Genomic DNA, 25525 nt, shown 5'->3' on the forward strand with positions numbered 1-25525 from the left:
AGCGGCCCCAGGCCGGCGGCCACCGCCGCGGCTGCGCCGCCGGACGAACCGCCGGGTGTCAGCGCCAGGTCGTACGGGTTCTTCGTCGCGCCGAACAGCCGGTTGACGGTGACGCCCTTGCAGGCGAACTCGGAGCAGTTGGTGATGCCGGCGAACACCGCGCCGGCGTCGCGCAGCCGCGCCACCGCGAACGCATCCTGCGGGGCCACGAAGTCGGCGAAGCGCCGCGAGCCCTGGCTGACGCGCTGGCCGGCGACCCACAGGTTGTCCTTCACCGTGAACGGCACGCCGAGCAGCGCGGCGGGGTCGCCTGCACGCAGGCGACGGTCGGCCTCGCGGGCCTGGGCGCGGCCGGTGTCCGGGTCGAAGCGGATCAGCGCGTTCAGCGCCGGGTTCAGCGCCTCGATGCGCGCCGCGACGGCGTCGAAGGCCTCGACCGCGCTGGTCTCGCCCTGGCGGATCCAGCGGGCGAGCGTGCACGCGTCGGCGCTCGCGAGGCGGGTATCGGTGCCCATGGTGTCAGCGCCTCGGCAGCAGCGACGGGGCGTCGCAGCGCAGGAGGCGGCCCCGGCCGGCACGCGGATGGAAGTCGCGCCCGTCCCAGACGACCTCGCCGCGCGCGATCGTCAGGCCCGGCCAGGCGCGCAGCGTCTGCCCGGCATAGGGCGTGTAGTCGACCGCGTGGTGCAGCATGTCGTTGGAGAGCACGAACTCGCGCTCGTCCCACACCACCAGGTCGGCATCGCTGCCCACCGCGATCGTGCCCTTGCGCGGATGCAGGCCGTAGGCCTTGGCCGGGCCCGTGGAGGTCAGCTCGACGAAGCGGTTCAGCGTCATGCGGCCGGCCAGCACACCCTCGCTGTAGAGCAGCGGCAGGCGCGTCTCGATTCCCGGGATGCCGTTCGGGATGTGGCGGAACGCCACCTCCTCGCCGCCGGGCTTCTTGCCTTCGGGCGCGTCGAACCTGAAGGGCGCATGGTCGGAGCTGAACACGGTGAACAGGCCGTCGTTCAGTCCGTCCCAGATCACGTCCTGGTTCTGCTTGTCGCGCGGCGGCGGGCTGCACACGCAGCGCGCTCCCTTGTAGCTGTCGTCGATGCCCAGGTCCTCTGCCGTGAGGAACAGGTACTGCGGACAAGTCTCCGCAAAGACTTTCAAGCCTTGCGATCGGGCCCAGCGGATCTGCTCCACCGCCTCGCGCCCCGACACATGAACCACCAGGATCGGCACATCGATCAACTCAGCCAGGGCAATGGCGCGGTGCGTGGCCTCTCGCTCCACCAGCATGGGCCGCGCGTGCGCATGAAAGCGGGGCGCGGTGCGACCCGCGGCCTCCAGGCGGCGGGTCAGCCAGGCGATGCAATCGGCGTTTTCCGCATGGATCATCGCCATCGCATCGTGTCGTCGCGCGACTTCGAGCACGTCCAGGATCTGGCCGTCGTTGAGCTTGAGGTCGTCGTACGTCATGTAGATCTTGAACGACGTGTAGCCCTCGCGGATCAGCGCAGGCAGTTCCCGCTCCAGCACATCGGGCGTGGGATCGCTCACGATCAGATGGAAGGCATGGTCCAGGTGCGACTTCCCCCGAGCGCGCGCGTGGTAGTCGTCCACCGCGGCACGCAAGGATTGCCCTTTGACCTGCGCGGCGAAAGGGATCACGGTGGTGGTGCCACCGCACGCGGCTGCGCGCGTGCCTGTCTCGAAGTCGTCGGCCATGCGCACGGGCGGCGCCATCGGTTGATCGAGATGGCAGTGGGCGTCCACCCCGCCCGGTGTGACCACCCGCCCTGCCGCATCGATCTCGCGGTCTCCTTTGGCGAGTTGCAGGCCAAGTTGCTGGATCACACCATCGCGAATGCCAATGTCACTCTCAAAGCAATCCGCCGCGGTCGCCACACGGGCGTTTCGGATCACAAGGTCGAAGGCGGCGCTCATGGCTGCCGCCCGATCAGCAAGGACAGCCCGCCCTCCAGGCCTTGGTGCGCTTTGGCCGGCGGCGGCGAGAGCGCCCCACCGCGCCGGGGTGCGTAGGCGCCGCGGCCCAAGGCCTCGGCCATGCGGATGGCGCTGCCCACGCCATCGATCAAGGGCACCGGGACCTCGTCGGCGATCTCTCGCGCCAGGCCGGCCAGAGGCGCGCCCGCGAGAATGATGCTGTCCGCCCCGTCCTGCTCCACGCAGGCCATGCACATTTCGCGCAACACCTCGCGCGCCTCGTGCTGAACCGTGCCCACATTGGCAAAGCCCTGCTTGAGCCCGCGGTAGCCGATCATGCGCGAGGACATGCCCAGTTGATCCACGGTCTGCACGTACCAGGCGCCAATGCGCTGCGAGATGCCCACGATGGCGAATCGGCCCCCGAGTAGGAAGGCCGCGGCCACCGCGGATTCGGTCAGGCCGACCACCGGAATGTCCAGCAACTCCTTGGCGGCCGCCACGCCAGGGTCGCCGAAGGCGGCGATCACGGCCACATCGTGTTCAGCCTGCTGTTGCGCCAGGAGTTGCAGCGACGCATAGGCGCCCACCGCGGCTTCCCCCGGCGTTTCGATGTAGGCCACGCCGAAGGGCGCGGTGGCCATGGTGATCTGCGTGTCGGGCAGGGCGGCGCGCTGCGCCTCATTGCGGATCAGCTCGGTCACGCTGAGGGAAATGTTGGGGTTGATGACTAGGATTTTCAATCGGTTCTCCGCGGCTCGACTTGTGCGCGAGCACGCTGCCACAATGCGGCCGCCGCCTGCTGCGCGTCGGCCAAGATGCTGTCCTGGTCGACGCGCAGGGCGCGACCGCCTTCCACCACAACCTCGCCGTGCACCAGCACCATGGCCACATCGCGGCCCTGGCCTGTGTGCACCAGGTTGCCCAGGGGATTGATGCACGGCACGAGGTGAGGCCGGCGCATGTCCACACAGACCATGTCGGCCAGCTTGCCGGCCTCCAGCGAACCCAGGTGCTCCCCCAGGCCCATGGCCTGCGCGCCGTTGTAGGTCGCCATGCGCAACATGTCCGCCGGCTGCCAGCCATCGTCGATGCCGCCGGTCTGGATGCGGCCGAGGTTCAACGCCCAGCGCATGACCTCGATCATGTCTGCGTGCATGTTGTCCGTGGCCAGCGCCAGCCGGATGCCGGCGTCCTGCATGGCACGCGTGGGCGCAATGCGACCGCCGGTCGCATTGCCCTTGGGCACGTGCGCGAGGTTCATGCCCGCTGCGCCCGCGCGCCGCATGTCGGCTTCGCTCATGTACATGCCGTGCGCGGCAATCAGCCCGGGCCCGAGCAGACCGGTCTGGTCCAGCAGCTCGCAGGGCGAGCACCCGTCGCGCTCCTGCACGCGCTGGTTTTCCATGCGGCTTTGCGAGAGATGGGTGGTCACCACGCCCCCATGGCGCTCGCGGTGGTCGGCCACCCTGCGCAGCAGCGCCCGCGAACAGGTGTCTGGCGCGTGGGGCGTGAGGTGCACGCCGGTCCGACCGTCGGGACCGCCATGCCAGCGTTCGTGCAGCGCCACCGCCTGCGCGAACGTGCTCTCGCCGATCGCATCGTCATGGCGCCATTCCCCCAGGTGCACGCGGGAAAAGTCCACGTCGTGGATGCGGCCGCAGGCATAGGCACGCAGCCCCACGTCGGCCATCGCCGGCAGCGTGAGGTCGGCGTGCACGTAGCTGTCGTTGATGACCGTGGAGCCGAACATCAGCGCCTCCAGCGCGCCCAGGCGGGCCAGGGCAACGGCCTCGTCCGGGGTGACTTCATGGCCGTGCGGCACCCCCGGCGTGTAAGCCGGCGCGAAGCCCATGTCTTCGGCCACGCCTCGGACCATGGTCAGGATGGTGTGCGTGTGCACATTGATGAACCCGGGCAGCACCAGGTGACCGCGCAGATCGATGGTGCGCCGCGCGCTGGCACGGGGCGCTTCGGCTGCGCGCGCCACGAAGGCGATGCGGGCACCGGCGATGCCGATCACCGCGTCGTCGATCACCTCCAGCTGCGGCCGGGTGTGCACAACGGTGGCACCGGTAATCAGCAGATCGAGGGGGCCCGGTGGCGCCGGGGGGCGTGGCTCTTGTGTCATGGCCACTTCTTAGAAGCCGAGCGCGCGCGGCAGGGCCGTGACGATGGACGGGAAGGCCACGCACAGCAACAGCATCGCGAACTGGAAGATCACGAACGGCATGGACTCGCGAATGATCGCGCCCATGGGCACTCGGGTAATACCGCTCATCACGAAGAACAGCACGCCCACGGGCGGCGTCATCATGCCGATCACCAGATTGAACATGAACAGGAAGCCGAACCACAAAGGGTCCAGACCGAAGGCATCGGCGATCGGCACGAACAACGGGACCAACATGATGTAGGCCGCGTTCGACTCCAGGAACATGCCGACCACGACCAGCAGCAGCATCGTCAGCAGGACGAAGACCATCGGGTCCGAGGTCATGGCCTTGACGAAGTCGGCCATCTGCTGCGGCACCATGTCGATGGTGAGCAGGAAGGTCACCGTGGCCGCCAGTGCGATCAATGCACCCACCATCGACGCGGTGACCGCCGCGCGGAACAGGCAGCCCGGAAGGTCCGTGAAGCGCAGCTTGCGGGTGACCAGCAGCCCGACCACGGCCGAGTAGACCACCGCGATGGCCGCGCCTTCGGTGGCCGTGAACACCCCACCGATGATGCCGCCGACCACGATGATGGGCATGAACAGGATGATGTGCGCCTTGCGGAACTGCACCCATGCGTTGCGGGCGTTGAAGGCTTCGCCCGTCGGCGGGTACTTGCGCTTCCAGGAGATGAAGCTGGCGATGCCGATGAAACCCAGCGCGAGCAGCACCCCCGGCACGATGCCAGCCATGAACAGCCCGCCGACCGACACGGACGAACCGGCCATCAGGGCGTAGACGATCATCGCGTTGGACGGAGGGATCACCGGACCGAGGTTGGCCGCCGAAGCGATCACCGCGCAGTTGAAGCTGTCCGGGTAGTGCTTGCGCAGTGACGGCACCAGCGCGCTGCCCAGCGCACTGGCGGAAGCGACCGCTGCGCCACTGACCGAGGCGAGGATGGTGCCGGCGATGATGGTCACGTGCGCCAGCCCACCATGCACCCGGCCCACCAGGCTGTTGGCGAAGGTCACCAGACGCTCCATCATGCCGGCCTTGACCATCAGCTCGCCCGCCAGCATGAACAGGGGAATGGCCATCAGGGGAAAGTTGTCTACCGCATGCAGCATGCGCTGGGACAACATCACCAGTTCAAAGTCGGCGACATAGAGGGCGGCCAGCGAGGCAAAGCCCAGTGCGAACGCCAAAGGCATGCCGGCAAACGCGAGCAGGCAGAAGACACAGATCACGAGCAGCGTCATGACAACCTTCCTTCCCAGATGCGCGAACCCAGCCAGGCGTGCAGCACGAGATGAACAAAAGAGTGGGCTGCGCAGATCAGCACGGCGACGTAGTAGATGCCGGCGGAGATGGGCAGGGTCGGCATGAGTTCCTGCCACTTGTCCATGGTGGCCACCCAGGCGGCGTAGAAGATCGCGGCCATCAGCACGGCGCTGGCCACGCTCACGACCCGGAACAACCGATCCTTGTTCCGGGGCGACAGGTTCATGACCAGCAGATCGATGCCGACATGCACGGCGTACTTGATGCCGTGCGGAATCGCCAGGAAGATGACCCAGACGAAGAACAGGCGCGAGACCTCGTCGGCCGAATCGATGGAGGAGCTCAACACGTAGCGCCAGAACACCTGCAAGGTCACCATCAGCGTCATCGCGGCCATCGCCACCACGATCACCACCATCGACACTTTGTCGAGCGCCTCGACCCAGCGCCGGATGGCGGGCCAGATCGGGGGCAGTTGCGCGTCGGACGGCGGTGAAACCTCCGCCGGGTTGAACGCCTCGGTCACTTTGAGGCCTCGCTCACGACAGCGTCGATCAGCTTCGGATCGATGCGCTTCTTGAGCGACTCCACCACGCTGGCGGTGCTGCGACGGAAGTCGGCGCGGCCCTGCGCGGTGATGGGCGTGAACGTCATGCCGGCCTTCACCAGCTGCTGGCGCCAGCCTTCATCTTGCTTGGCCGCTTCCACGCGCTGCCAGGCCATGGCCTCCTTCATGCCAGCCATCACGGCCTCCTGGTGCGGCTTCTTCAGTCGATCGAACAGTCGCTTGTTGGCGGCCGCGTTGATGAAGTCATAAAAGTGGCCCGTGTCGGAGAGGTGCTTCTGCACCTCGTTGAACCGGCGGCTGGCGATGATGTTGTAAGGGTTCTCGTGCCCGTCCAGCACGCCCTGCTGCATGGCCGAGTAAACCTCTTTCACATCCATGGCGACGGGGTTGGCGCCCAGCGCGCGGAAGGTATCGAGGTGCACCTCGTTGGGCTGCAAACGGATCTTCAGGCCCTTGAAGTCGGCTGCCATGGTGATAGGTCGCACGTTGTTGGTCACATGGCGAAAGCCCAGTTCGCCATAGCCCAGACTCACGAAACCTTTCTGAGCCATGCGCTCATCGAACAGCTTGCCGACCGGCCCATCCATGACGCGAAAGGCCGCCTCGCGCGAGCTGAACAGGAACGGCAGGCTGACGGCCTCGTACTCCGGCACGATTCGGGTGAAGTAGGCAATGGAGGTGACGATCGCGAAAACGGTGCCCGAGCGCACCTGGTCGACGTTCTCCGACGCACCGCCGAGCTGCATGTTCGGGAACAGGTCGATCTGGAGTTCGCCTTGCGTGCGCGCCTCGACCTCTTTCTTGAAGATCTCCATCACCTTGGTCGCCGTGTGATCTGCCGGGAAGTTCCCGGCCACGCGAAGCCGCTGCTGGGCCATCGAAGGGGCATGAAGGCCCACAAGGACCAGGGCGGCGGCAGCCGAGAGAAGAAGGGATCGGCGAAACTTCATGGCAACTCCTAAGATGGGCAGGCGGATGGAATTCACGGATGCGAACGCACTGGTAATGCAAAGAACGCTAAAGTGAATTATCTTTTTTCGGAAACCGCTGTCAACAACTCATTTTATGCACTTTATTGGTGCATTTATAGAGGTATTGCGGCGAAATATGCACTTGTATAATGCAAAAATGATTCAGATCGGTCGAATTTGCATGCAAATGGGGGCGCGATGCACAAAGCAGTGACAGGGCAGTCCGAAGACAAGCTGCCGGTTTCAGGCATGGAAGAGCCATCGGGCGCCGAAGACCGACGACGGCGACACGGTGTGCATGCCGACACCTGCGACCGCATCCGGGACATGATCGTCCACGGCGATCTGGGCTCGGGCGAGCGCATCAATGAAATGGAGCTTTGCGAGGTCCTGGGCGTCTCGCGCACGCCCATTCGAGAAGCCTTGAAAGTGCTGGCCGCCGAGGGGTTGGTCGAACTGCTGCCCAACCGCGGGTCGCGCGTGACCACACCGTCCACCGACGAGATCGTCCACCTCTTCGCCGTGATCGCCGCGCTGGAACGCCTGGCGGTGGAAACCGTCACGCTTCAGGCCTCGGTGCCAGCGCTGGCCGAGTTGCGCGCGCTGCACGACGAGATGCTGCAGCGCTACGCCGAAGAGGATCGCGACCGCTACTTCGAACTCAACCACCGCATCCACGAAACCATCATTGCGATGGCGGACAACCCGCAGCTCACCCGCACCCACGCGGATCTGATGACGCGAGCCCGACGCCCGCGCTTCGTCGCCATCACCACGGACGGGCGCTGGGAGGAGTCGGTCAAGGAGCACGAGCTCGTGATGTCGGCCATGGAGTTGCGCGACGCGCGCTTCGCTGGCGAAATCCTTTTCCGACACGTCCTCAAAACGGGCACCGCCTACATCCAGTCTCTGGCCAGCGTCGCAAAGACCTGAACCACTCCGCCAAGGACCTTCCCGATGCGACTTCTGGCTTTTCTGGACGACAACGGCCGCCCCACCCTGGGCGCACGGGACGGCAACTCGGTCATCCACCTGACGGCCGAGGGACACCCGGCCACGCTCGAGGCCTTGCTGCATCTCGGGGAGGACGGCCTGGACCGGGTGCGGGCCACGATCGCGGGCAAGTCTGTGCGGCGCGTCCCGCTTGACCAGATCGTCTGGCTTCCCCCGCTGCTCAACCCGTCGAAGGCTTTCGGCATCGGCCTGAACTACAGCGACCACGCCCGGGAAATCGGCGCCACCCCACCGCCGTACCCCGTGATCTTCCAGCGCTTTCCCTCCTCCTGGGTCGCACACGGACAGGCGATGATCCAGCCGCGACTCTCCACCCAGTTCGACTATGAGGCGGAACTGGTGGCGGTGATCGGCAAGGCCGGCCGCGACATTCCACGGGAGCGCGCGCTCGAGCACGTCGCGGGCTACTCCATCTTCAATGACGGCACCGTGCGCGACTACCAGGCGCGATCTCACCAATGGCTGTGGGGCAAGAACTTCGACGCCAGCGGCGGCTTCGGTCCAGAGTTCGTCTCGGCCGACGAACTGCCACCCGGCGCCCAAGGCTTGAATGTGCAGTGCCGCCTCAACGGCCAAGTGCTGCAGGACGGCAACACCCGCGACATGATCTTCGACGTGGCCGCGCTGGTGTCTGCCTGCTCCGAGGGCATCTCATTGCAGCCGGGCGACATGATCTTCACGGGCACACCGGCCGGGGTGGGCTTTGTGCGCCAACCTCCGGTCTGGCTGCGGCCAGGGGATGTCTGTGAGGTGGAAATCGAAGGCATCGGAACGCTGCGCAATCCCATCGCGGCTCAAGCCTGAACGCCGCCTCCAGCCACTGCCTGCATCGAAAGCCCGCCCACTGCCCCGCGGTTGATCCGACGAGCGCCATTGCGCGCGATGGGTGCGATGGGTGCCCGATTTTTAAGCACGTCGCGCGAAGCGAGGCGGGCCGTGGCCTGCGGGAGTTGTCCCAGGGGTTGTCCACACCCTTGGGCACAGTCGCTGTGAGCAATTGCAGAGACCAGACCAGAAAGGGATGTCCAGAAACGACAAAGCCCTCGAGGCAACTCGAGGGCTTGAACGTGTCTGGTGCGGCTGGCGGGGATCGAACCCACGACCCTTGGCTTCGGAGGCCAATACTCTATCCACTGAGCTACAGCCGCAACCCAGCGATTCTATCAGTCGAGGCGGCGGCGCTCGGCTGGTGCGCAGGGGGGGTGGCTATAATCTGAGGCTGTTTGCCCGGCCTGACACGGGCACGCCCCACACCCAAACAGGCCTTGCTTCGCCACCCCTGAGGACATCATGAGCGACCACGCGCACGAAGAACACCATACCGGCCCCATCAAGACGCCAACCCAGTTGATGTGGACGGCCTTCTTTGCTTTCGTCGCGCCGATCTTCATCATCATCGGCTTGGTGTATTACGTGGTGTCGGCCAACAAGCCGGCCGCCGGCGCGGTGGACATGGAGCAAGCCGTCGCCCAGCGCATCCAGCGGGTGGGCACGGTCGAGCTGCGCGACGCCAATCGCCCTCTCGCTTCGGGTGAGTCGGTCTACACCGCCCAATGTGCAGCCTGCCACGCCGCTGGCCTGGCCGGCGCACCCAAGTTCGGTGATGCCGCCGCCTGGGGCCCTCGCATCGCCACCGGCTACGAAGCCCTGCTGAATTCGGCCCTCAAGGGCAAGGGCGCCATGGGCGCGCAAGGCGGCGGCGCGTTCCGCGATGCAGAGATCGGCCGCGCTGTGGTCCACCTGGCCAACGCCGCCGGCGGCAAGTTCCCCGAGCCCCAGGCGCCGGCACCCGTGGCTGCTGCAGCCGCTTCCACCGCACCTGCTGCAGCCGCACCGGCAGCCGCACCTGCTGTGGCAGCCGCGCCGGCCCCGGCCGCTGCTGCCCCTGCACCCGCCTCCGCAACGGTGGCCGCTGGCGCCGGCGAAGCTTTGTACAAGCAGGCTTGCGCCGTTTGCCACGTGGCGGGCGTGGCAGGTGCGCCGAAGTTCGGTGACAAGGCTGCATGGGCTCCCCGAGTGGGTGCCGGCGTGGATGCGCTGACCGCCAGCGTCATCAAGGGGAAGGGCGCAATGCCCCCCAAGGGCGGATCGGCCGCGCCGGATGCCGACATCAAGGCCGCCGTGCAGTACATGCTGAACGCCGTGAAGTAAACGTCGCCCAGCACCCGATTGATCAAGCCGGCTCCGTGCCGGCTTTTTCGTTCCCGCCCGCGACCGCCTTCAGGCCATATGAGCCGCCTGCGGATGCGGCACAAAGCCGAAGCGCGCCGGCAGCGCATCGGCGTGCACCTCGCCTGGACGCCAGCGGTTGGTCTCCACCTTGTCGGCAGCGAGGTTCATGTCGGCGCTGTGCACCAGCCCGATGCCGAGGTCGGTCAGCAGGTACAGCCTTCCCACCTCATCCAGCAGGCTCTCTTGCACCTGAACCGGCAGGCCGGTGTGCGACAGCACGCCCCCGTCGGGCTGCAGGCGCCAGACCCACGGCGTTGCTTCCAGTTCGACGTACACGCGTTGTGGCCCATTCTGGAAGAACCACTGGCCCTGCGCGTCTGCCGCGTAGTTGCGGTGGATGAACTCAATGAGCTTGTCGTGCTTGAGCAGTGAGCCTTTGCTGGCGGGGAACGGCCCTTGGGCCTGCGTGCGGTCGTCGCGCATGTACCAATTGCCGCGCGCATCCAGGCCCAGCCAGCCGTAGCAGTTCGGCACGTTGGGCCACTTGGCCATCGCGGCCTTGACGATGTCGTCCATGGCGGAGTTCCTCAAAGGTGGGCAAGCAGCCAGTTTCCCACGGCCTCCGGCATGGCGCGCACATGCCCTGGCAAGCCCAGGGGTCCATGCGAAACCGGGAACCCCACATGGCCACCCTGCTCGGGCTGCCACAGCGTGACGTGGTGCCCCGCGTCTTGCTGCGTCGGAAGGGACGCGGCGGGCACGAAGGGATCGTTGAGCGCGTTGAGCGCGAGTGCAGGCACGCGGATGCGGTGAAGCACCGGCTTGGCCGAAGCCCGTGTCCAATAGTCGGTGGTGTCCTTGAACCCGTGCAAAGGCGCGGTGAAAAGGTTGTCGAACTCGTAGAGGTCGCGCGCGGCCAGCAGTTTCTGCCGGTCGAACAGGCCGGGATGCTGCTCCAGCTTGCCAAGCGCCTTGGGCACCATGGAGCGCATGAACATGCGCGTGTAGACCAAGCGGTTGAAGCCACGCCCGATGGCGTGACCACCGGCGGCAAGGTCCAGTGGCGAGCAGACGGACGCGACAGCGCGCACGCAGGAGGCCGCCTCCGCCCCCATTTCGCCGGCCCAGCGCATCAGGGCATTGCCTCCCAGCGAAACGCCCACGGCGATCAGCGGCCGGCCCGGGTGCTCCTCGGCAAATCGGCGCAGGATCCAGTCGATTTCCTGGAAGTCGCCCGAGTGGTAGGCGCGTGGCGCTTGGTTGAGCTCCCCCGAGCATCCCCTGAAGTGGGGCACCGCGTAGGCCACGCCGTGGGCGGCGGCGAAATCGGCGAAGGCCACCGCGTACTGGCTTGCAGACGAACCCTCCAGCCCATGGAACAACACCAGCAGCGGCGCCTCTGGCGCACTGCTGTGCAAGGCCAAGTCCACGTCAATGAAGTCGCCATCAGGCGTCTTCCATCGGTTGCGCTTCCAGCGCGGCGGCGGCCCGAAATGACGCTGGCTGGCCAGCGCCGCCCACACCGTCTGCGGATTGCCACCCGGCAACCACCAGGGCGCGCGGTAGAAAAAGCGGTCGGACTTCAATGCAGCACCGGCTGGGACGTGAAGGCGTCGAGGGGTTCGGTGCGCGAACCGGGGCTGGCGTGGTGAGCGACCATGCGCCAGCCCTGCGGCGTCTTGGCATACACGTTGGTGGCCACCACCCAGGCATGCTGCATGCCATCGTCTGTCATGACGGCCACGCGCTCGACCACGCTGTGCACACTGCAACCACCGGCGTCGAGCCGGCGCACCTTCTCGGGCTGGGCTTGTACGCTGCCGTTGGCGAACATCGCCTCGAAGGCGGCGCGCACCGCCGCATGGCCCACGAGCCGAGGGCCGCCCGGGTGCACGCACACGATGTCGTCCTCATCTGCCCAGCAGGCCATGAGGCGCTCGATGTCGGCGTGCTGCAAGGCGTCGTAGAAGGCCGCCTCCGTGTCGTCCGCCGAACCGAGGGGCAGTTTGGGTTTTCGCATGCGGCTATTTTGCCGCCTGCGCCCTGCCGGCCGGGCGCCCCCCGGGTATATTCCCGCTGATCGACTCGATCTCATCCAGCGGAGGTTTTTATGCGCACATCCATTCGACGCCTGTCCACTTGGACGGCCGCCCTGCTGCTCGCCGCCAGCCTCACGGGTTGCGGTTACAACGACTTTCAACGCCTGGACGAGCAGAGCCAGTCGGCCTGGTCGGAGGTGCTCAACCAGTACCAGCGCCGCGCCGACCTGATTCCCAACATCGTTGCCACCGTCAAAGGCGAGGCCAACTTTGAACAGGAAACGCTGACCCGCGTGATTGAGGCGCGGGCCAAGGCGACCTCGATCCAGGTCACGCCAGAAACCTTGAACAACCCTGCCGCGATGCAGCAGTTCCAAGCGGCGCAAGGTGAACTCGGTAGCGCCCTCAGCCGCTTGATGGTGGTGGTGGAGCAATACCCCAACCTCAAAGCCAACCAGGGCTTCAGCGACCTTCGCGTGCAGCTCGAAGGCACAGAGAACCGCATCACGGTGGCGCGCAACCGCTACATCCAGACCGTGCAGGAGTACAACGTGCTCGCGCGCAGCTTCCCCACCAACCTCACCGCAATGGTTTTCGGCTACAGCCCCAAGGCCAACTTCCAGGTCGCCAACGAGGCCGCGATCTCAACGCCTCCGACGGTGGACTTCAAGAAGCCATGACGCTGCGCCTGGCCCGGTGGCTGCTGGCCATGCTGGGCCTGTGGCTTGTCCCTGCATGGGTGCTCGCCCAAGGCCTGCAACCCATCCCTGAGTTGCGCGCGCGGGTGATCGACGAGACGGGCACGCTCGACAGCGCGAGCCTCGCCTCCATCGAGGCCAAGCTCGCTGCCTTTGAGAAGTCGAATGGCTCGCAAGTCGTCGTGGTCATGGTGGCCTCCACCGCACCCGAAGACATCAGCGATTACACGCAACGCCTGGGCGACGCCTGGAAAATCGGGCGCCGCGACGTGGGCGATGGCGTGCTGTTCGTCATTGCCAAGGATGACCGGCGCCTGCGCATCGCCACCGCGAAGGCACTCGAGGGCGCCATTCCCGACCTGATTGCCAAGCGCATCATTGACGGCGCAGTGGCACCTGCCTTCCGCGTCGGCAACTATGCGGCCGGCATCGACGCAGGGGTCGATCAGATTCTGGCGCGCATCCGGGGCGAAAACCTGCCCCTGCCTGCCGAACAAGCTGCGCTTGATCGAGGCACGGGCCTCGGCGACTTTGACGGCATGGAATTGCTGGTGTTCCTGGTCTTTGCCGTGCCCATCTTCTCAGCGGTGCTGCGCGGCATCTTCGGTAACAAACTGGGCGTCCTCCTGACCGGGGTAGGCGCCGGTGGCCTGGCCTGGGTGCTCACGACCGTGGTCTGGGTGGCCATCGGCGCCGGCCTGCTGGGCATGCTCGCCGCCCTGTTCCTGCAATTCCTGCCCGCGCCCACTTCTGGAGGTTCGGGCCGCGGCGGGCGAGGCGGTGGCTGGGGAGGAGGCGGAGGACGCAGCGGCGGTTTTGGCGGCGGCGGCTTCAGCTCGGGTGGCGGCGGCAATTTTGGAGGCGGCGGCGCTTCCGGTGGCTGGTAGGGTGAGCAAGCCGTGAACAAACTGATCCGCATCCTGAAGCACCGCTGGCTCGACGCGTCGGACACCCAGCGTGCCGTGCCCGACGACATGGCCGAGCGCCTGGCACGTCGCGTGGCCGCCAGCGAAAGCCGTCACACCGGCGAAGTGCGGCTGTGCGTGGAAGCCGCCCTGCCACTGAGCTACCTTTGGCGCATCACCGCCAACACCCCTTTGTCCACCGTGGTACGTGAACGCGCCCTGACCTGGTTCGGCCGCTTGCGCATCTGGGACACCGAGCACAATAACGGCGTCTTGATCTACCTGTTGCTGGCCGAACATGCCATTGAGTTCGTGGCCGACCGCGCGCTGGCGCAGCGGGTGGCGCCAGCCGAATGGCAGGCCGTCGTGGACCGGCTGAGCACACGCCTGCGCGAGGGGGCGTTTGAAGACGGGCTCACGCAGGCACTGGAGGAGGTGTCGGCCCTGCTGGTGCAGCACTTCCCCGCCGAGCCCGGAGCCACCCGACACAACGAACTGGCCAATGGGGTGGTGAGGCGCTGACAGCGCCGACTGGCTCAGCCGCGGCGCTTCTCCGGCACGGAGCGGCCATTGTTGAGCGCCACGTTCAATTCCTGCTGCAGCGCCTTGTTCATCTGGGCAAAGGTTTTGAGCTTGCGCGTGGTCTCGCGCAGGCGATCGGCCATGCGCTTGGAAATCGCCAGCAACAGGCGGGCCCCCAACCTCGGATCGTCCTTGAGCAGGCGCATCAAAGCCGTGCGCGACAGCACGGCCGCCGCAATGTCGGTGTTGGCGGTGCAGGTGGCCGAGCGCGGCGCGCCATCGAGCACGCCCATTTCACCGATCAGGTGGCCAGGACCCATGATGTTCACCACCATGCTCTCGTGCAGGCCAGGCAACTCGTTCTCGACCGCGATATCGCCCTCGAGCACCAGCAGCATGTAGTCGGTCTGCTTGACTTCCCCCTCCTGGATGATGACGGCGCCAGCCTTGATGAGCTTGGGCCGCATGTAGCCCACCACCTTGAGCGCATCGCTCAGGGTGAGATCAGCCAACGCCGAGGAGGTGACCAGCAGACGGGCTGCCACCTCTTCCGGGGCCATGTCGGGGCTCTCAAAAATGGATGACATCGGCGATGCTCCCAACGTGTTCTTGTCTTGTCCGAGATGGTATGCGGACTGTCACACCGCGCACCGCAGAAGCCAACAAAAAAAGACCGGCACGAGGCCGGTCCTTCTTTGACAAACGACACGAAGTCGTTGTTTATTTCTTTTGACGGTACTTGCGCAAGGCGGCAATCTGTGCGGCCATGACCGCGAGTTCCGAGGTGGCCTTGGCCAGGTCGAGATCGCTTTTGGCATTCTTCACGGCCTCTTCGGCCTGCCGGCGCGCTTCGGTCGCCTTGGCTTCATCAAGGTCGTGGCCACGGATCGCTGTGTCGGACAACACGGTGATATGGTGCGGCTGAACTTCCAGAATGCCGCCGGCCACAAACACGAATTCCTCACCGCCATCGGCCTTCTCGATGCGCACGGCGCCAGGCTTGATGCGGGTGATCAGCGGAATGTGGCCGGGCAGGATACCCAGCTCACCGGCCTCGCCCGGCAGCGCCACGAACTTGGCCTCGCCGGAGAAGATGGATTCTTCGGCGCTGACCACATCGACGCGGATGGTGCTCATAGTTACTCCAATAAAAAAGGTGAGTGGAAAGCAAGCAGCGAGGTGGCTGGCCAGGCGCCGCGCGGAGCCGTACCAAGGTACGGCGAGCACGGCAACGAAGCCAGACGCCCCGGGGCGCCGCTTTACGCCACCTTTTTGGCCTTCTCGAAGGCCTCGTCGATGGTGCCGACCATGTAGAAGGCCTGCTCGGGCAGGGCATCGCACTCGCCATTCACGATCATCTTGAAGCCGCGGATGGTTTCCTTGAGCGGCACGTACTTGCCGGGGGAACCGGTGAACACTTCGGCAACGAAGAAGGGCTGCGAGAGGAAGCGCTGGATCTTGCGGGCGCGACCGACGACGAGCTTGTCTTCCGGCGCCAGTTCGTCCATGCCGAGAATGGCGATGATGTCGCGCAGTTCCTTGTAGCGCTGCAGCGTGCCCTGCACGGCGCGGGCGGTTTCGTAGTGGTCCTGACCCACCACCAGTGGATCGAGCTGACGGCTGGTGGAGTCCAGCGGGTCCACGGCGGGGTAGATACCCAGCGCGGCGATGTCACGGCTCAGCACCACGGTGGAATCCAGGTGGGCGAAGGTGGTGGCAGGCGAAGGATCGGTCAAGTCATCGGCAGGCACGTACACGGCCTGGATGGAAGTGATCGAGCCGACCTTGGTGGAAGTGATGCGCTCCTGCAGACGGCCCATCTCTTCGGCCAGCGTCGGCTGGTAGCCCACGGCGGAAGGCATCCGGCCCAGCAGGGCGGACACTTCGGTACCGGCCAGGGTGTAGCGGTAGATGTTGTCCACGAAGAACAGCACGTCACGGCCTTCATCGCGGAACGACTCGGCGATGGTCAGCCCGGTCAGGGCGACGCGCAGACGGTTGCCCGGGGGCTCGTTCATCTGGCCGTAGACCATGGCCACTTTCGAGTCCTCGAGCTTCTCGAGGTTCACGACGCCGGAGTCGGCCATCTCGTGGTAGAAGTCGTTGCCTTCACGGGTGCGCTCACCCACACCAGCAAACACCGACAGACCGCTGTGGGCCTTGGCGATGTTGTTGATGAGTTCCATCATGTTCACGGTCTTGCCCACACCGGCGCCACCGAACAGACCCACCTTGCCGCCTTTGGCGAACGGGCAGACCAGGTCGATCACCTTGATGCCGGTTTCCAGCAGTTCCTGCGAAGGGGAGAGTTCATCGTAGGCAGGGGCCTTGCGGTGGATCGAGGCCGTGAGGGCCTGGTCAACCGGACCGCGCTCGTCGATGGGCGCGCCAAGCACGTCCATGATGCGGCCCAGGGTGGCCTTGCCGACCGGGACCATGATCGGGTTGGCGGTGTTGGACACCACCATGCCGCGGCGCAGGCCGTCGGACGAGCCCAGCGCAATGGTGCGCACCACGCCGTCGCCCAGCTGCTGCTGGACTTCCAGCGTCAGGGTGGAGCCTTCCATTTTCAGCGCGTCGTAAACGCGCGGCATCTGGTTGCGCGGAAATTCCACGTCCACGACGGCGCCGATGCACTGGACGATCTTGCCTTGTACTTGAGACATGATGGATACCTTCTGTTTTCTCTGGATTCGGTTGGGCGGCTGCTTCAGACCGCGGCGGCACCGGCGACGATTTCCGAAAGTTCTTTCGTGATCGCGGCCTGACGGGTCTTGTTGTAGACCAGCTTGAGTTCACCGATGACGCTGCCGGCGTTGTCGGTGGCGGCCTTCATGGCCACCATGCGGGCGGATTGCTCGGACGCCATGTTCTCGGCGACCGCCTGGTACACCTGGGCTTCCACGTAGCGCAGCAGCAGCTCGTCGATGACGGTGGCTGCATCGGGTTCGTAGATGTAGTCCCAGTCGCGGCCGCCGGCGTTGTCTTGCAAGGTGCCTGCGTTGAGCGGCAGCAATTGCTCGATCACCGACTCCTGCTTCATCGTATTGATGAACTTGGTGTACGAGAGGTAGACCGCGTTGATGCGGCCTTCGGTGTACGCATCGAGCAGCACCTTGACAGGGCCGATCAGCTTTTCCAGGTGAGGCGTATCGCCCAGCCCGGTCACGCTGGACACCACCTTGGCGCCGATGCGGTTGAGGAAGCCAAGGCCCTTGTTGCCAATGGCGACGGCCTCAGCGCTCACGCCCTGTGCTTGCAGCTCCTTGAGCTGGGTCGTCACCGCGCGCAACACGTTGGTGTTGAGACCCCCACACAGACCCTTGTCGGTCGTGACCACGACAAAACCGGCGGTCTTGGCGTCGTTGGTCTGCATGAAAGGGTGCGTGTACTCCGGGTTGGCCCGGCTCAGGTTGCCAGCGATCTGACGCACCTTCTCGGCGTAGGGACGCGCGGAGCGCATGCGCTCCTGCGCCTTGCGCATCTTGGAGGCGGCGACCATTTCCATGGCTTTGGTGATCTTCTTGGTGTTTTCCACCGATTTGATCTTGCCGCGTATTTCCTTACCTGCTGCCATCGGGGCTCCTTAGCTGGTCAATGGGGCGGTTCAGTAGGTGCCGGTCTTCTTGAAATCGGCAACTGCGGCGGCGAGCTGGGCCTCGGCTTCTTTGTCCTTGTCCAGTGCCTTGCCGCCTTCCATCTTTTGCAGCAGGGCTGCGTGCTTGTCCTTGAGGAAAGCGTGCAGGCCAGCTTCAAAGGGGAGCACCTTCTTGACGTCGATGTCGTCCAGGTAGCCCTTGTTCACGGCGAACAGCGAGGCGGCCATCAGGCTGATGGACAGCGGCGCGTACTGAGCCTGCTTCAGCAGTTCGGTCACGCGAGCGCCGCGCTCGAGCTGCTTGCGGGTGGCTTCGTCCAGGTCGGAAGCGAACTGCGCGAACGCAGCCAGTTCGCGGTACTGGGCGAGGTCGGTACGGATACCGCCGGATTGCTTCTTGATCAGGTCCGTCTGGGCTGCACCACCGACGCGGGACACCGAGATACCGGCGTTGATGGCGGGACGGATGCCGGCGTTGAAGAGGTCGGTCTCGAGGAAGATCTGGCCGTCGGTAATGGAGATGACGTTGGTCGGCACGAAGGCGGTGACGTCGCCGGCCTGCGTCTCGATGACGGGCAGCGCGGTGAGCGAACCGGTCTTGCCCTTGACTTCACCGTTGGTGAACTTCTCGACGTAGTCCTCGCTGACGCGGGCGGCACGCTCGAGCAGGCGCGAGTGCAGGTAGAACACGTCGCCGGGGTAGGCTTCGCGGCCGGGCGGGCGGCGCAGCAGCAGCGAGATCTGGCGATAGGCCCAGGCCTGCTTGGTCAAGTCGTCATAAATGATCAGGGCGTCCTGGCCGCGGTCGCGGAAGTACTCGCCCATGGTGCAGCCGGAGTACGGGGCGATGTACTGCATCGCGGCGGATTCGGAAGCGGTGGCGACGACGACGATGGTGTATTCCATCGCGCCGGTTTCCTCCAGCTTGCGGATCACGTTCTTCACCGTCGAGGCCTTCTGGCCGATGGCGACGTAGACGCAGAACAGATCCTTGCCCTTCTGGTTGATGATGGCGTCGACGGCCACCGCGGTCTTGCCGGTCTGGCGGTCGCCAATGATCAGCTCGCGCTGGCCACGGCCGACAGGCACCATGGAGTCGATGGACTTGAGGCCGGTTTGCACCGGCTGCGACACGGACTTGCGCCAGATCACGCCCGGGGCGATCTTTTCGATCGGCTCGGAGAGCTTGGCGGCGATGGGGCCCTTGCCGTCGATGGGCTGGCCCAGCGCGTTCACGACGCGGCCGAGCATTTCGGGGCCGACGGGCACTTCGAGAATGCGGCCCGTGCATTTGACGGTGTCGCCTTCGGAGATGTGCTCGTAGGCGCCGAGAATCACCGCGCCGACGGAATCGCGTTCAAGGTTCAACGCCAGGCCGAAGGTGTCGCCGGGGAATTCCAGCATTTCACCCTGCATGGCGTCGGCCAGGCCGTGCACGCGGCAGATGCCGTCGGTCACGGAAACCACCGTGCCCTGGTTGCGCACATCGCTGGATGCGCCCAGACCCTCGATACGGGACTTGATCAGTTCGGAGATTTCGGCGGGATTGAGTTGCATGACTCTTTCCTTCTTTCGTTAAATGGTGTGCAGGCGCGCCCGGAGTAACAGCCGTCAGGCCGTCAGGGCAATCTTCATTTGTTCCAGGCGGGCTTTGACCGAAGTGTCGAGCACCTCGTCACCCACCACCACGCGAATGCCGCCGATCAGATCGGGCTGCAGTTCCACCTGGAGGTTGAGCTTGCGTCCAAAGCGCTTTTCAAGCACCCCGGAGAGCTCGGCCAGCGTGGCGCTGTCCACCTCGAAGGCGCTGTGAACCACCGCGTCGAAAGACCCCAGCTGCGCGTTCTTCAGCGCGCGGAACTGGGCGGCGATCTCAGGCAAGGCCTCGATGCGGCCGTTTTCGATCACGGTGCGCAGGAAGTTCTGGCCGATGGTGGGCAGGCTGCTCTTGAGCAGGCCCGTCATCAGCGAAAGCACCTGATCCGGTTCGGTCTTGGGGCTGTCGGCGAACTGACGCAGCTGTTCATTGGCGGCCAGGACAGCCAGCTCGTCGAGCCAGGCCGCGGCGCCAGCCGCGTCAGAGCCTGCGGCCTTGAACAGCGCTTCCGCATAGGGGCGGGCAATGGTGGCGATTTCTGCCATGGTGGTCCTTTGAATGCCGGTCGGTGGCGTCAGGCTCTGATCAGAGCTCGGTCTTCAGGCGGCCCAGCAATTCGGCGTGAACGCCGGCATTGATTTCGCGCTTGAGAATCTGCTCGGCGCCCTTGACGGCCAGGGCAGCCACTTGCTCGCGCAGGGCTTCGCGGGCCTTGACGACCTGCTGCTCGGCTTCCTGGCGGGCGGCCGCCACGATCTTCGAAGCCTCTTCAGTGGCACGGGCCTTGGCTTCTTCGATCACGGTCTGAGCACGTCGCTCGGCGTCGGCCAGACGGGTGGCGGATTCGTTGCGCGATTTGCTCAACTCTTCTTCCACCCGCTTGTTGGCCACGGCCAATTCGGTCTTTGCTTTTTCGGAAGCAGCCAGACCTTCGGAAATCTTCAACGCACGCTCATCGAGCGCCTTGGCGATGGGTGGCCACACGAATTTCATCGTGAACCACACCAGAATCGCGAAGACGATGGCCTGCGCAAAGAGGGTTGCATTGATGTTCATCGCAACGCCTTTCTGTGTGTTGACAAGAGGAGTGACGCACCGACTGCCGACACGGGTGGCATGAGAGCGACGGGATGGAAGCCGTCACCGCAACACCAGCCCGCGCAGGGCAGCGAGCCGGATTACAGCGTGAACGGGTTCGCGAAAGCGAACAGCAGGGCGATGGCCACGCCGATCAGGAAGGCAGCGTCGATCAGACCGGCCAGAATGAACATCTTGGTCTGCAGGTCGTTCATCAGCTCGGGCTGACGGGCCGACGATTCGAGGAATTTGCCGCCCATCAGCGCAATACCGATGGATGCGCCGATGGCGCCCAGACCGACGATGAGACCGCAAGCCAGTGCGACAAGACCCAGAACGTTTTCCATGATGACTCCTATGAAGTGGAAGTTTGTTGAGAAAGGAAAGAAACGAGAGAAACCGAATGCAGCCTAGAGAGCCGCGTCAGTGCGCGTCATGCGCCTGCCCCAGATAGATCAGGGCCAGCATCATGAAGATGAACGCTTGCAAGGTGATGACCAAGATGTGAAACAGCGTCCACACCGTGCCAGCGATCAGGTGACCAATGAAGAAGAGCGAGCCGCCCAGCGACAGGGTGGCGTAGGCACCCAGCAGGGCGATCAGCATGAACACCAGCTCGCCAGCAAACATGTTGCCGAACAACCGCATGCCGTGCGACACCGTCTTGGCGACGAACTCGATCATCTGCATCAGGAAGTTGACAATGCCCAGCAGCACGGCCCAAAGGGGGTTCTTGCTGGTGCCGAAGGGCGCGCTCACGAGCTCGTGAGCCCAGCCACCCAGGCCCTTGATCTTGATGTTGTAGAACAGGCACATCAGCAGCACCGACACCGACAGACCCAGGGTGGTCGACAGGTCGGCGGTGGGCACGACGCGCAAGTAATCCTTGAAGCCCATGGCCGGGCCGGCGCTGTGCCAGATCTGGGGAATCAGGTCCACCGGGATCATGTCCATGAAGTTCATCATGAAGATCCAGACGAACACCGTCAACGCCAGCGGCGCGACGAGCTTGCGGCTCTGTGCGTTGTGAATGACGGACTTGGCCTGCGAATCGACCATTTCCACCAGCATCTCGACAGCCGCCTGGAAGCGCCCCGGCACACCAGCCGTGGCCACGCGCGCGGCGCGCCAGAGCACGAACACCGTGAGCAGACCCAGAAGCGCGCTCACCACGACGGAGTCGATGTTGATCACGGAGAAATCAACGATGGATTCCTGCTTGTGGTTCGTCAGGTGGACGAGGTGGTGGCGAATGTATTCGCCCGGGGTCAAAGTGCCTTCAGCAGCCATGTTCGTGTGTCCGATGAGCCGGAGAGTCAACTGTTTGCATTTGATCGCCTGGCCTGGATGAGGCATCCAAACCAATAGACCTTGAGAACCAACACAAGCCCGACCAGAAGGCCGAACCAATTCAGGGGAGAGACCACCCAGGGGGCCGCGGCCAACATGACCACCGCCAACAGGATCTTGACGCCCTCCCACAGCAGGAAACCGGCAAATGCCGCATTGGCGTGCGCCGCCCACACACGGGACATTGCACTGGAGGTCAATCCGTAGGCCATCAGAGCCGAGGGAATCGCCACCGCCGCCGCGCCATACAGAACCGACCACGCCACCGAAGACGACTGCCACAGCAATCCGCCCACGATGCTCGCCACCAGCCCCACCAGCCACTGCACCATCACCAGCCGCCAGAGCGATAGCACTGGCTGGCCAACCCGCCACTGCTGCGCCTCTTCGCGCGTCAATGGCTTGAATTCGGTGTCCTGCCCCCCATCTTCCTGGTCTGCCCAACCGGGCGGGATCGAATGTCCTTGCGTCATGTTCGACCTCGCGCGTGACAAACAGACGTCAAAGCGCCTGGGTTGCAAAGCCGCTCATTATACGTAGAAACCCCAGCCCTCCGTCAATATTCAGCGGACGTGATAACCGTGCTCGCCACACGCCTCAAGGGGGCGTCCGATAATCCCGCCATGACCGACTTGCCCGACTCCCTGTGCTTCCTGGACGGGGCCTACGGTCCGCTGCGGGAAGCCCGCGTCAGTGTGCTGGACCGAGGCTTTATCTTTGGCGATGCCATCTACGAGGTGCTGCCAGCCTATGGCGGGCGCGTGTTCCGCTTCGCCGAGCACATGGCGCGGCTGGAGCGCTCGCTGCGCGAAATGCGCATACCCAATCCCTTTTCGCCCGACGAATGGTTGGGCATTGCTCGGCGGCTGATCGCCGACCAGCAGGCTCGGGGTGCGCAGGACCAGCTCATCTACCTGCAGGTCACGCGCGGCGTGGCACCGCGTGACCACGTCATGCCGCCGGGCCTCAAGCCCACGGTGTTCGCCATGGCCAACCCGATGAAGCTGGCCACCCGGGAGCAGCGTGCTCACGGCGTGGCCTGCGTCACTGCCGATGACTTCCGCTGGCGCAAGGCTCATATCAAGACCACCAGCCTCCTGGGCTCGGTGATGGCACGCCAGATCGCCGCCGATGCAGGCGCTGTGGAGGTCGTGATGTTCCGCGACGGCTTTCTGAGCGAAGGCGCTTCCAGCAACGTGTGGGTGGTCAAGGATGGCGTGGTCATGGGCCCGCCTAAGGACAATCTGGTGCTCGAAGGCATCCGCTTCGGGCTTGTCGAGGAACTCTGCCGGCAACAAGGTTTGCAGCATGAGCTTCGCCGCATCCCGCGCGCGGAGGTGCTGTCGGCCGACGAGTTGCTGCTGTCCTCGGCCACCAAGGAAATACTGCCCATCACCACGCTGGACGGCGCGCCGGTGGGCCACGGCACCCAACGCGGCCAGCCGGGCCCCGTATACGCCAGCCTGTACGCGGGTTACCAGCGCGCGGTGGCCGCGCAATCGATTTGAAGAACTGGACACCGGACCGATGGAACTCCCGCCCGACATCCCCCCCGAGCAGTCGCTCATCACCTATCCGAGCGACTTTCCCATCAAGGTGATGGGCGCCAATGTCGATGGCTTTGCCACCGCCATGACCCATGTCGCGCGCGCCTTCGACCCTGGCTTTGACGAAAACACCATCGAGCGGCGCCCGAGCAAGGCCGGCAACTACCTGGGCCTCACGCTCACGGTGCACGTGACGAGCCGCGAGCAACTCGACGAGCTGTACCGCACGCTGACCACCCACCCGATGGTCAAGGTGGTGTTGTGACACGCTCCCCGCTCCAGCGCTTCGCGGTCCGGCGGCCCCCGGGCGGCTGGCCCCACTTTGCGGCCTCGCGCCCATGGGACGGACCTTGATCGTTCGCGCGCTGGGCCGGGTGGATCACGCCCCCACCTATGAGGCCATGCAGGCCTTCACCGCAGCGCGCTCGGCCGACACGCCAGACGAGCTGTGGATCTGCGAGCATGCCCCCGTCTTTACCCAGGGGCTGGCGGGCCGTGAAGACCACTTGCTGGCCCCAGGTGACATCCCGGTGGTGCAGACCAACCGCGGCGGCCAGGTGACCTACCACGGGCCCGGCCAGGTGGTGGCCTACCCCTTGGTGAACCTGCAACGCGCGGGCTACTTCGTCAAGGAATATGTCTACCGGGTGGAAGAAGCAGTGATCCGCACCCTGGACACCTTCGGCGTGACCGGCCATCGCGTGGCCGGGGCGCCCGGCATCTACGTGCGGCTGGACGACCCGGGGAGCCACGCCCTGCTGCCGCAGCGGCCGCAGAAGCGGAGCCCCGACGAGCCCCTGCCCCCACCTGACTTCACCGGGCTGGGCAAGATCGCGGCGCTCGGCATCAAAGTCAGCCGCCACTGCACCTACCACGGTGTGGCGCTGAACGTGGCGATGGACCTTCAACCCTTCGATCGCATCAACCCTTGCGGCTACGCGGGCCTGCCCACGGTCGACCTTTCTACAATCGGGGTCGCGGCCTCCTGGGACGACGCCGCAGCGGTGCTGAGCCAGAAGCTCGTCACCACCCTGAGCCCCTGAACCCAACCGCGCCACCCGCGCCCACGCCATGACCCGCCTTGACACCCCCTCGGCTCCCGCCAGCAGCACCGTTCGCGACGCCCAGCCCGCTGCCAGCTATGACGCCACGGCCAAGCAGAAAAGCCAGGCCAAGACCGCGCGCATCCCGATCAAGGTCGTGCCTGCCGAGGTGCTGAAGAAACCCGAATGGATCCGCGTCAAGGCCGGCAGCCCGACCACGCGCTTCTACGAGATCAAGGACATCCTGCGCACCAACAAGCTGGTGACGGTGTGCGAAGAAGCCAGTTGCCCCAACATCGGCGAGTGCTTCGGCAAAGGCACGGCCACCTTCATGATCATGGGCGACAAGTGCACGCGCCGCTGCCCGTTTTGCGACGTAGGCCACGGCCGCCCCGATCCGCTGGACGTGAACGAGCCCGACAACCTGGCCAAGACGATTGCGCAGCTGAACCTGAAATACGTGGTGATCACCAGCGTGGACCGCGACGATCTGCGCGACGGCGGCGCAGGCCACTTCGTGGCCTGTATCGAGAAGACGCGCGCTTTGTCGCCGCAGACGCAGATCGAGGTGCTGGTGCCCGACTTCCGGGGCCGCGACGACCGCGCGCTTGACATTCTCAAGGCCGCACCGCCGGATGTGATGAACCACAACCTGGAGACAGTGCCGCGCCTGTACAAGGAAGCGCGCCCCGGTTCGGACTACCAGTTCAGCCTGAACCTGCTCAAGAAGTTCAAGGCACTGTTTCCGCACGTGCCGACCAAGAGCGGCCTCATGGTGGGTCTGGGCGAAACCGACGAGGAAATTCTCGATGTGATGCGGGACATGCGCGCGCACCACATCGACATGTTGACCATCGGACAATACCTCGCCCCCAGCGGCCATCACCTGCCCGTGCGCCGCTACGTGCACCCGGACACCTTCAAGATGTTCGAGGACAAGGCCTACGAAATGGGCTTCACGCACGCTGCCGTGGGCGCCATGGTGCGCAGCTCGTACCACGCCGACCAACAGGCCCATGGCGTGCTCAATCCCGAAGTGAAGTGAC

30 protein-coding genes and 1 tRNA gene are annotated in these 25525 nt (G+C 65.2%); 10 read left to right on the plus strand and 21 right to left on the minus strand.

The window, feature by feature from the left end; genetic code table 11:
• The 7 genes from KIT86_RS12460 to KIT86_RS12490 form a co-directional block, all read right to left on the minus strand.
• A partial coding sequence (locus tag KIT86_RS12460; RefSeq protein ID WP_297398783.1) for an amidase occupies positions 1-515 on the minus strand: 515 nt, incomplete at its 3' end.
• Between the two features lie 4 nt (positions 516-519).
• On the minus strand, positions 520-1935 hold the full coding sequence (hydA, locus tag KIT86_RS12465) for a dihydropyrimidinase (protein ID WP_297398784.1): 1416 nt from the start codon (positions 1933-1935) through the stop codon (positions 520-522).
• On the minus strand, positions 1932-2678 hold the full coding sequence (locus tag KIT86_RS12470) for an aspartate/glutamate racemase family protein (RefSeq protein WP_297398786.1): 747 nt from the start codon (positions 2676-2678) through the stop codon (positions 1932-1934). The genes hydA and KIT86_RS12470 overlap by 4 nt, the downstream gene beginning before the upstream one ends.
• On the minus strand, positions 2675-4066 hold the full coding sequence (locus tag KIT86_RS12475) for an amidohydrolase family protein (RefSeq protein WP_297398788.1): 1392 nt from the start codon (positions 4064-4066) through the stop codon (positions 2675-2677). Before KIT86_RS12475 ends, KIT86_RS12470 begins: the two co-directional genes overlap by 4 nt.
• Positions 4067-4075: 9 nt before the next feature.
• Positions 4076-5356, minus strand: a complete 1281-nt coding sequence (locus KIT86_RS12480; RefSeq protein WP_297398790.1) for a TRAP transporter large permease — start codon at positions 5354-5356, stop codon at positions 4076-4078.
• Entirely contained in the window at positions 5353-5904 is a 552-nt protein-coding gene (locus KIT86_RS12485; RefSeq protein ID WP_297398792.1) for a TRAP transporter small permease, read from the minus strand. The genes KIT86_RS12480 and KIT86_RS12485 overlap by 4 nt, the downstream gene beginning before the upstream one ends.
• Positions 5901-6896 (minus strand): TRAP transporter substrate-binding protein, encoded by a 996-nt coding sequence (locus KIT86_RS12490; protein WP_297398794.1) that lies wholly within the window; start codon positions 6894-6896, stop codon positions 5901-5903. The genes KIT86_RS12485 and KIT86_RS12490 overlap by 4 nt, the downstream gene beginning before the upstream one ends.
• A 219-nt stretch (positions 6897-7115) precedes the next feature.
• Between KIT86_RS12490 and KIT86_RS12495 the strand changes: the two genes are divergently transcribed.
• Complete coding sequence (locus KIT86_RS12495) at positions 7116-7850, plus strand: GntR family transcriptional regulator (RefSeq protein ID WP_297398796.1); 735 nt, start codon at positions 7116-7118, stop codon at positions 7848-7850.
• A gap of 24 nt (positions 7851-7874) precedes the next feature.
• Positions 7875-8735, plus strand: coding sequence for a fumarylacetoacetate hydrolase family protein (locus KIT86_RS12500; protein WP_297398799.1), 861 nt, complete (start codon positions 7875-7877; stop codon positions 8733-8735).
• 268 nt (positions 8736-9003) lie between these two features.
• Here KIT86_RS12500 and KIT86_RS12505 read toward each other — a convergent pair.
• Positions 9004-9079 (minus strand) — tRNA-Arg (locus tag KIT86_RS12505).
• A 142-nt stretch (positions 9080-9221) separates the two neighbouring features.
• On the opposite strand from KIT86_RS12505, the gene KIT86_RS12510 reads away from it, so the two are divergent.
• Positions 9222-10082: a c-type cytochrome gene (locus KIT86_RS12510; protein WP_297398801.1), complete on the plus strand. Its 861-nt coding sequence runs from the start codon at positions 9222-9224 to the stop codon at positions 10080-10082.
• A gap of 69 nt (positions 10083-10151) precedes the next feature.
• Here the strand turns inward: KIT86_RS12510 and KIT86_RS12515 are convergent, their stop codons facing one another.
• From KIT86_RS12515 to KIT86_RS12525, 3 genes are read right to left on the minus strand one after another with little or no spacing between them, the layout of a single operon-like run.
• Positions 10152-10679, minus strand: a complete 528-nt coding sequence (locus KIT86_RS12515) for a DUF2946 family protein (protein WP_297398803.1) — start codon at positions 10677-10679, stop codon at positions 10152-10154.
• An 11-nt stretch (positions 10680-10690) separates the two neighbouring features.
• On the minus strand, positions 10691-11689 hold the full coding sequence (locus KIT86_RS12520; RefSeq protein ID WP_297398805.1) for an alpha/beta fold hydrolase: 999 nt from the start codon (positions 11687-11689) through the stop codon (positions 10691-10693).
• Positions 11686-12123: a nuclear transport factor 2 family protein gene (locus tag KIT86_RS12525; protein WP_297398807.1), complete on the minus strand. Its 438-nt coding sequence runs from the start codon at positions 12121-12123 to the stop codon at positions 11686-11688. The genes KIT86_RS12520 and KIT86_RS12525 overlap by 4 nt, the downstream gene beginning before the upstream one ends.
• A gap of 90 nt (positions 12124-12213) precedes the next feature.
• Between KIT86_RS12525 and KIT86_RS12530 the strand changes: the two genes are divergently transcribed.
• The 3 genes from KIT86_RS12530 to KIT86_RS12540 are packed head-to-tail and all read left to right on the plus strand — an operon-like array spanning position 12214 to position 14267.
• Entirely contained in the window at positions 12214-12822 is a 609-nt protein-coding gene (locus KIT86_RS12530) for a LemA family protein (RefSeq protein WP_297398809.1), read from the plus strand.
• Positions 12819-13727 (plus strand): TPM domain-containing protein, encoded by a 909-nt coding sequence (locus KIT86_RS12535; RefSeq protein WP_297398811.1) that lies wholly within the window; start codon positions 12819-12821, stop codon positions 13725-13727. Before KIT86_RS12530 ends, KIT86_RS12535 begins: the two co-directional genes overlap by 4 nt.
• 12 nt (positions 13728-13739) lie before the next feature.
• Positions 13740-14267 (plus strand): TPM domain-containing protein, encoded by a 528-nt coding sequence (locus tag KIT86_RS12540; RefSeq protein ID WP_297398814.1) that lies wholly within the window; start codon positions 13740-13742, stop codon positions 14265-14267.
• A gap of 14 nt (positions 14268-14281) precedes the next feature.
• On the opposite strand, the gene KIT86_RS12545 is transcribed toward KIT86_RS12540, so the two are convergent.
• The 10 genes from KIT86_RS12545 to KIT86_RS12590 all read right to left on the minus strand — a co-directional run bounded on the left by KIT86_RS12545 (position 14282) and on the right by KIT86_RS12590 (position 22362).
• Positions 14282-14827 carry a cyclic nucleotide-binding domain-containing protein gene (locus KIT86_RS12545; RefSeq protein WP_297398816.1) on the minus strand — a complete coding sequence of 182 codons (546 nt, stop codon included), beginning with the start codon at positions 14825-14827 and terminating at the stop codon, positions 14282-14284.
• 160 nt (positions 14828-14987) lie between these two features.
• Entirely contained in the window at positions 14988-15404 is a 417-nt protein-coding gene (locus tag KIT86_RS12550) for a F0F1 ATP synthase subunit epsilon (RefSeq protein WP_291114471.1), read from the minus strand.
• Between the two features lie 122 nt (positions 15405-15526).
• Complete coding sequence (gene atpD / locus KIT86_RS12555) at positions 15527-16933, minus strand: F0F1 ATP synthase subunit beta (RefSeq protein WP_297398818.1); 1407 nt, start codon at positions 16931-16933, stop codon at positions 15527-15529.
• 44 nt (positions 16934-16977) lie between these two features.
• Complete coding sequence (gene atpG, locus KIT86_RS12560; RefSeq protein WP_291114477.1) at positions 16978-17844, minus strand: F0F1 ATP synthase subunit gamma; 867 nt, start codon at positions 17842-17844, stop codon at positions 16978-16980.
• Positions 17845-17874: 30 nt separating this feature from the next.
• Complete coding sequence (gene atpA, locus KIT86_RS12565) at positions 17875-19422, minus strand: F0F1 ATP synthase subunit alpha (RefSeq protein WP_297398820.1); 1548 nt, start codon at positions 19420-19422, stop codon at positions 17875-17877.
• 54 nt (positions 19423-19476) lie between these two features.
• On the minus strand, positions 19477-20007 hold the full coding sequence (locus KIT86_RS12570; protein ID WP_297398822.1) for a F0F1 ATP synthase subunit delta: 531 nt from the start codon (positions 20005-20007) through the stop codon (positions 19477-19479).
• Between the two features lie 40 nt (positions 20008-20047).
• Positions 20048-20518 carry a F0F1 ATP synthase subunit B gene (locus KIT86_RS12575; protein ID WP_297398824.1) on the minus strand — a complete coding sequence of 157 codons (471 nt, stop codon included), beginning with the start codon at positions 20516-20518 and terminating at the stop codon, positions 20048-20050.
• A 122-nt stretch (positions 20519-20640) separates the two neighbouring features.
• Positions 20641-20886, minus strand: a complete 246-nt coding sequence (gene atpE, locus KIT86_RS12580; protein WP_009519254.1) for a F0F1 ATP synthase subunit C — start codon at positions 20884-20886, stop codon at positions 20641-20643.
• A gap of 76 nt (positions 20887-20962) precedes the next feature.
• On the minus strand, positions 20963-21829 hold the full coding sequence (atpB, locus tag KIT86_RS12585) for a F0F1 ATP synthase subunit A (protein WP_297398833.1): 867 nt from the start codon (positions 21827-21829) through the stop codon (positions 20963-20965).
• A gap of 26 nt (positions 21830-21855) precedes the next feature.
• Positions 21856-22362, minus strand: coding sequence for an ATP synthase subunit I (locus KIT86_RS12590; protein WP_297398834.1), 507 nt, complete (start codon positions 22360-22362; stop codon positions 21856-21858).
• Positions 22363-22512: 150 nt separating this feature from the next.
• Here KIT86_RS12590 and KIT86_RS12595 point away from each other — a divergent pair, with 150 nt between their 5' ends.
• The 4 genes from KIT86_RS12595 to lipA all read left to right on the plus strand — a co-directional run bounded on the left by KIT86_RS12595 (position 22513) and on the right by lipA (position 25524).
• The gene (locus KIT86_RS12595; protein ID WP_297398836.1) at positions 22513-23397 is read left to right on the plus strand and encodes a D-amino acid aminotransferase; all 885 of its coding nucleotides are present in this window, start codon (positions 22513-22515) and stop codon (positions 23395-23397) included.
• A gap of 19 nt (positions 23398-23416) precedes the next feature.
• Positions 23417-23701, plus strand: coding sequence for a DUF493 family protein (locus tag KIT86_RS12600; protein ID WP_297398838.1), 285 nt, complete (start codon positions 23417-23419; stop codon positions 23699-23701).
• A 73-nt stretch (positions 23702-23774) separates the two neighbouring features.
• On the plus strand, positions 23775-24479 hold the full coding sequence (gene lipB / locus KIT86_RS12605; RefSeq protein ID WP_297398840.1) for a lipoyl(octanoyl) transferase LipB: 705 nt from the start codon (positions 23775-23777) through the stop codon (positions 24477-24479).
• 28 nt (positions 24480-24507) lie between these two features.
• A complete protein-coding gene (gene lipA / locus KIT86_RS12610) occupies positions 24508-25524 on the plus strand; it encodes a lipoyl synthase (RefSeq protein ID WP_297398842.1) in 1017 nt (338 codons plus the stop codon).
• The last annotated feature ends 1 nt before the right edge of the window (position 25525 follow it).

Source organism: Hydrogenophaga sp. (assembly GCF_026125825.1).
GTDB lineage: Bacteria > Pseudomonadota > Gammaproteobacteria > Burkholderiales > Burkholderiaceae_C > Hydrogenophaga.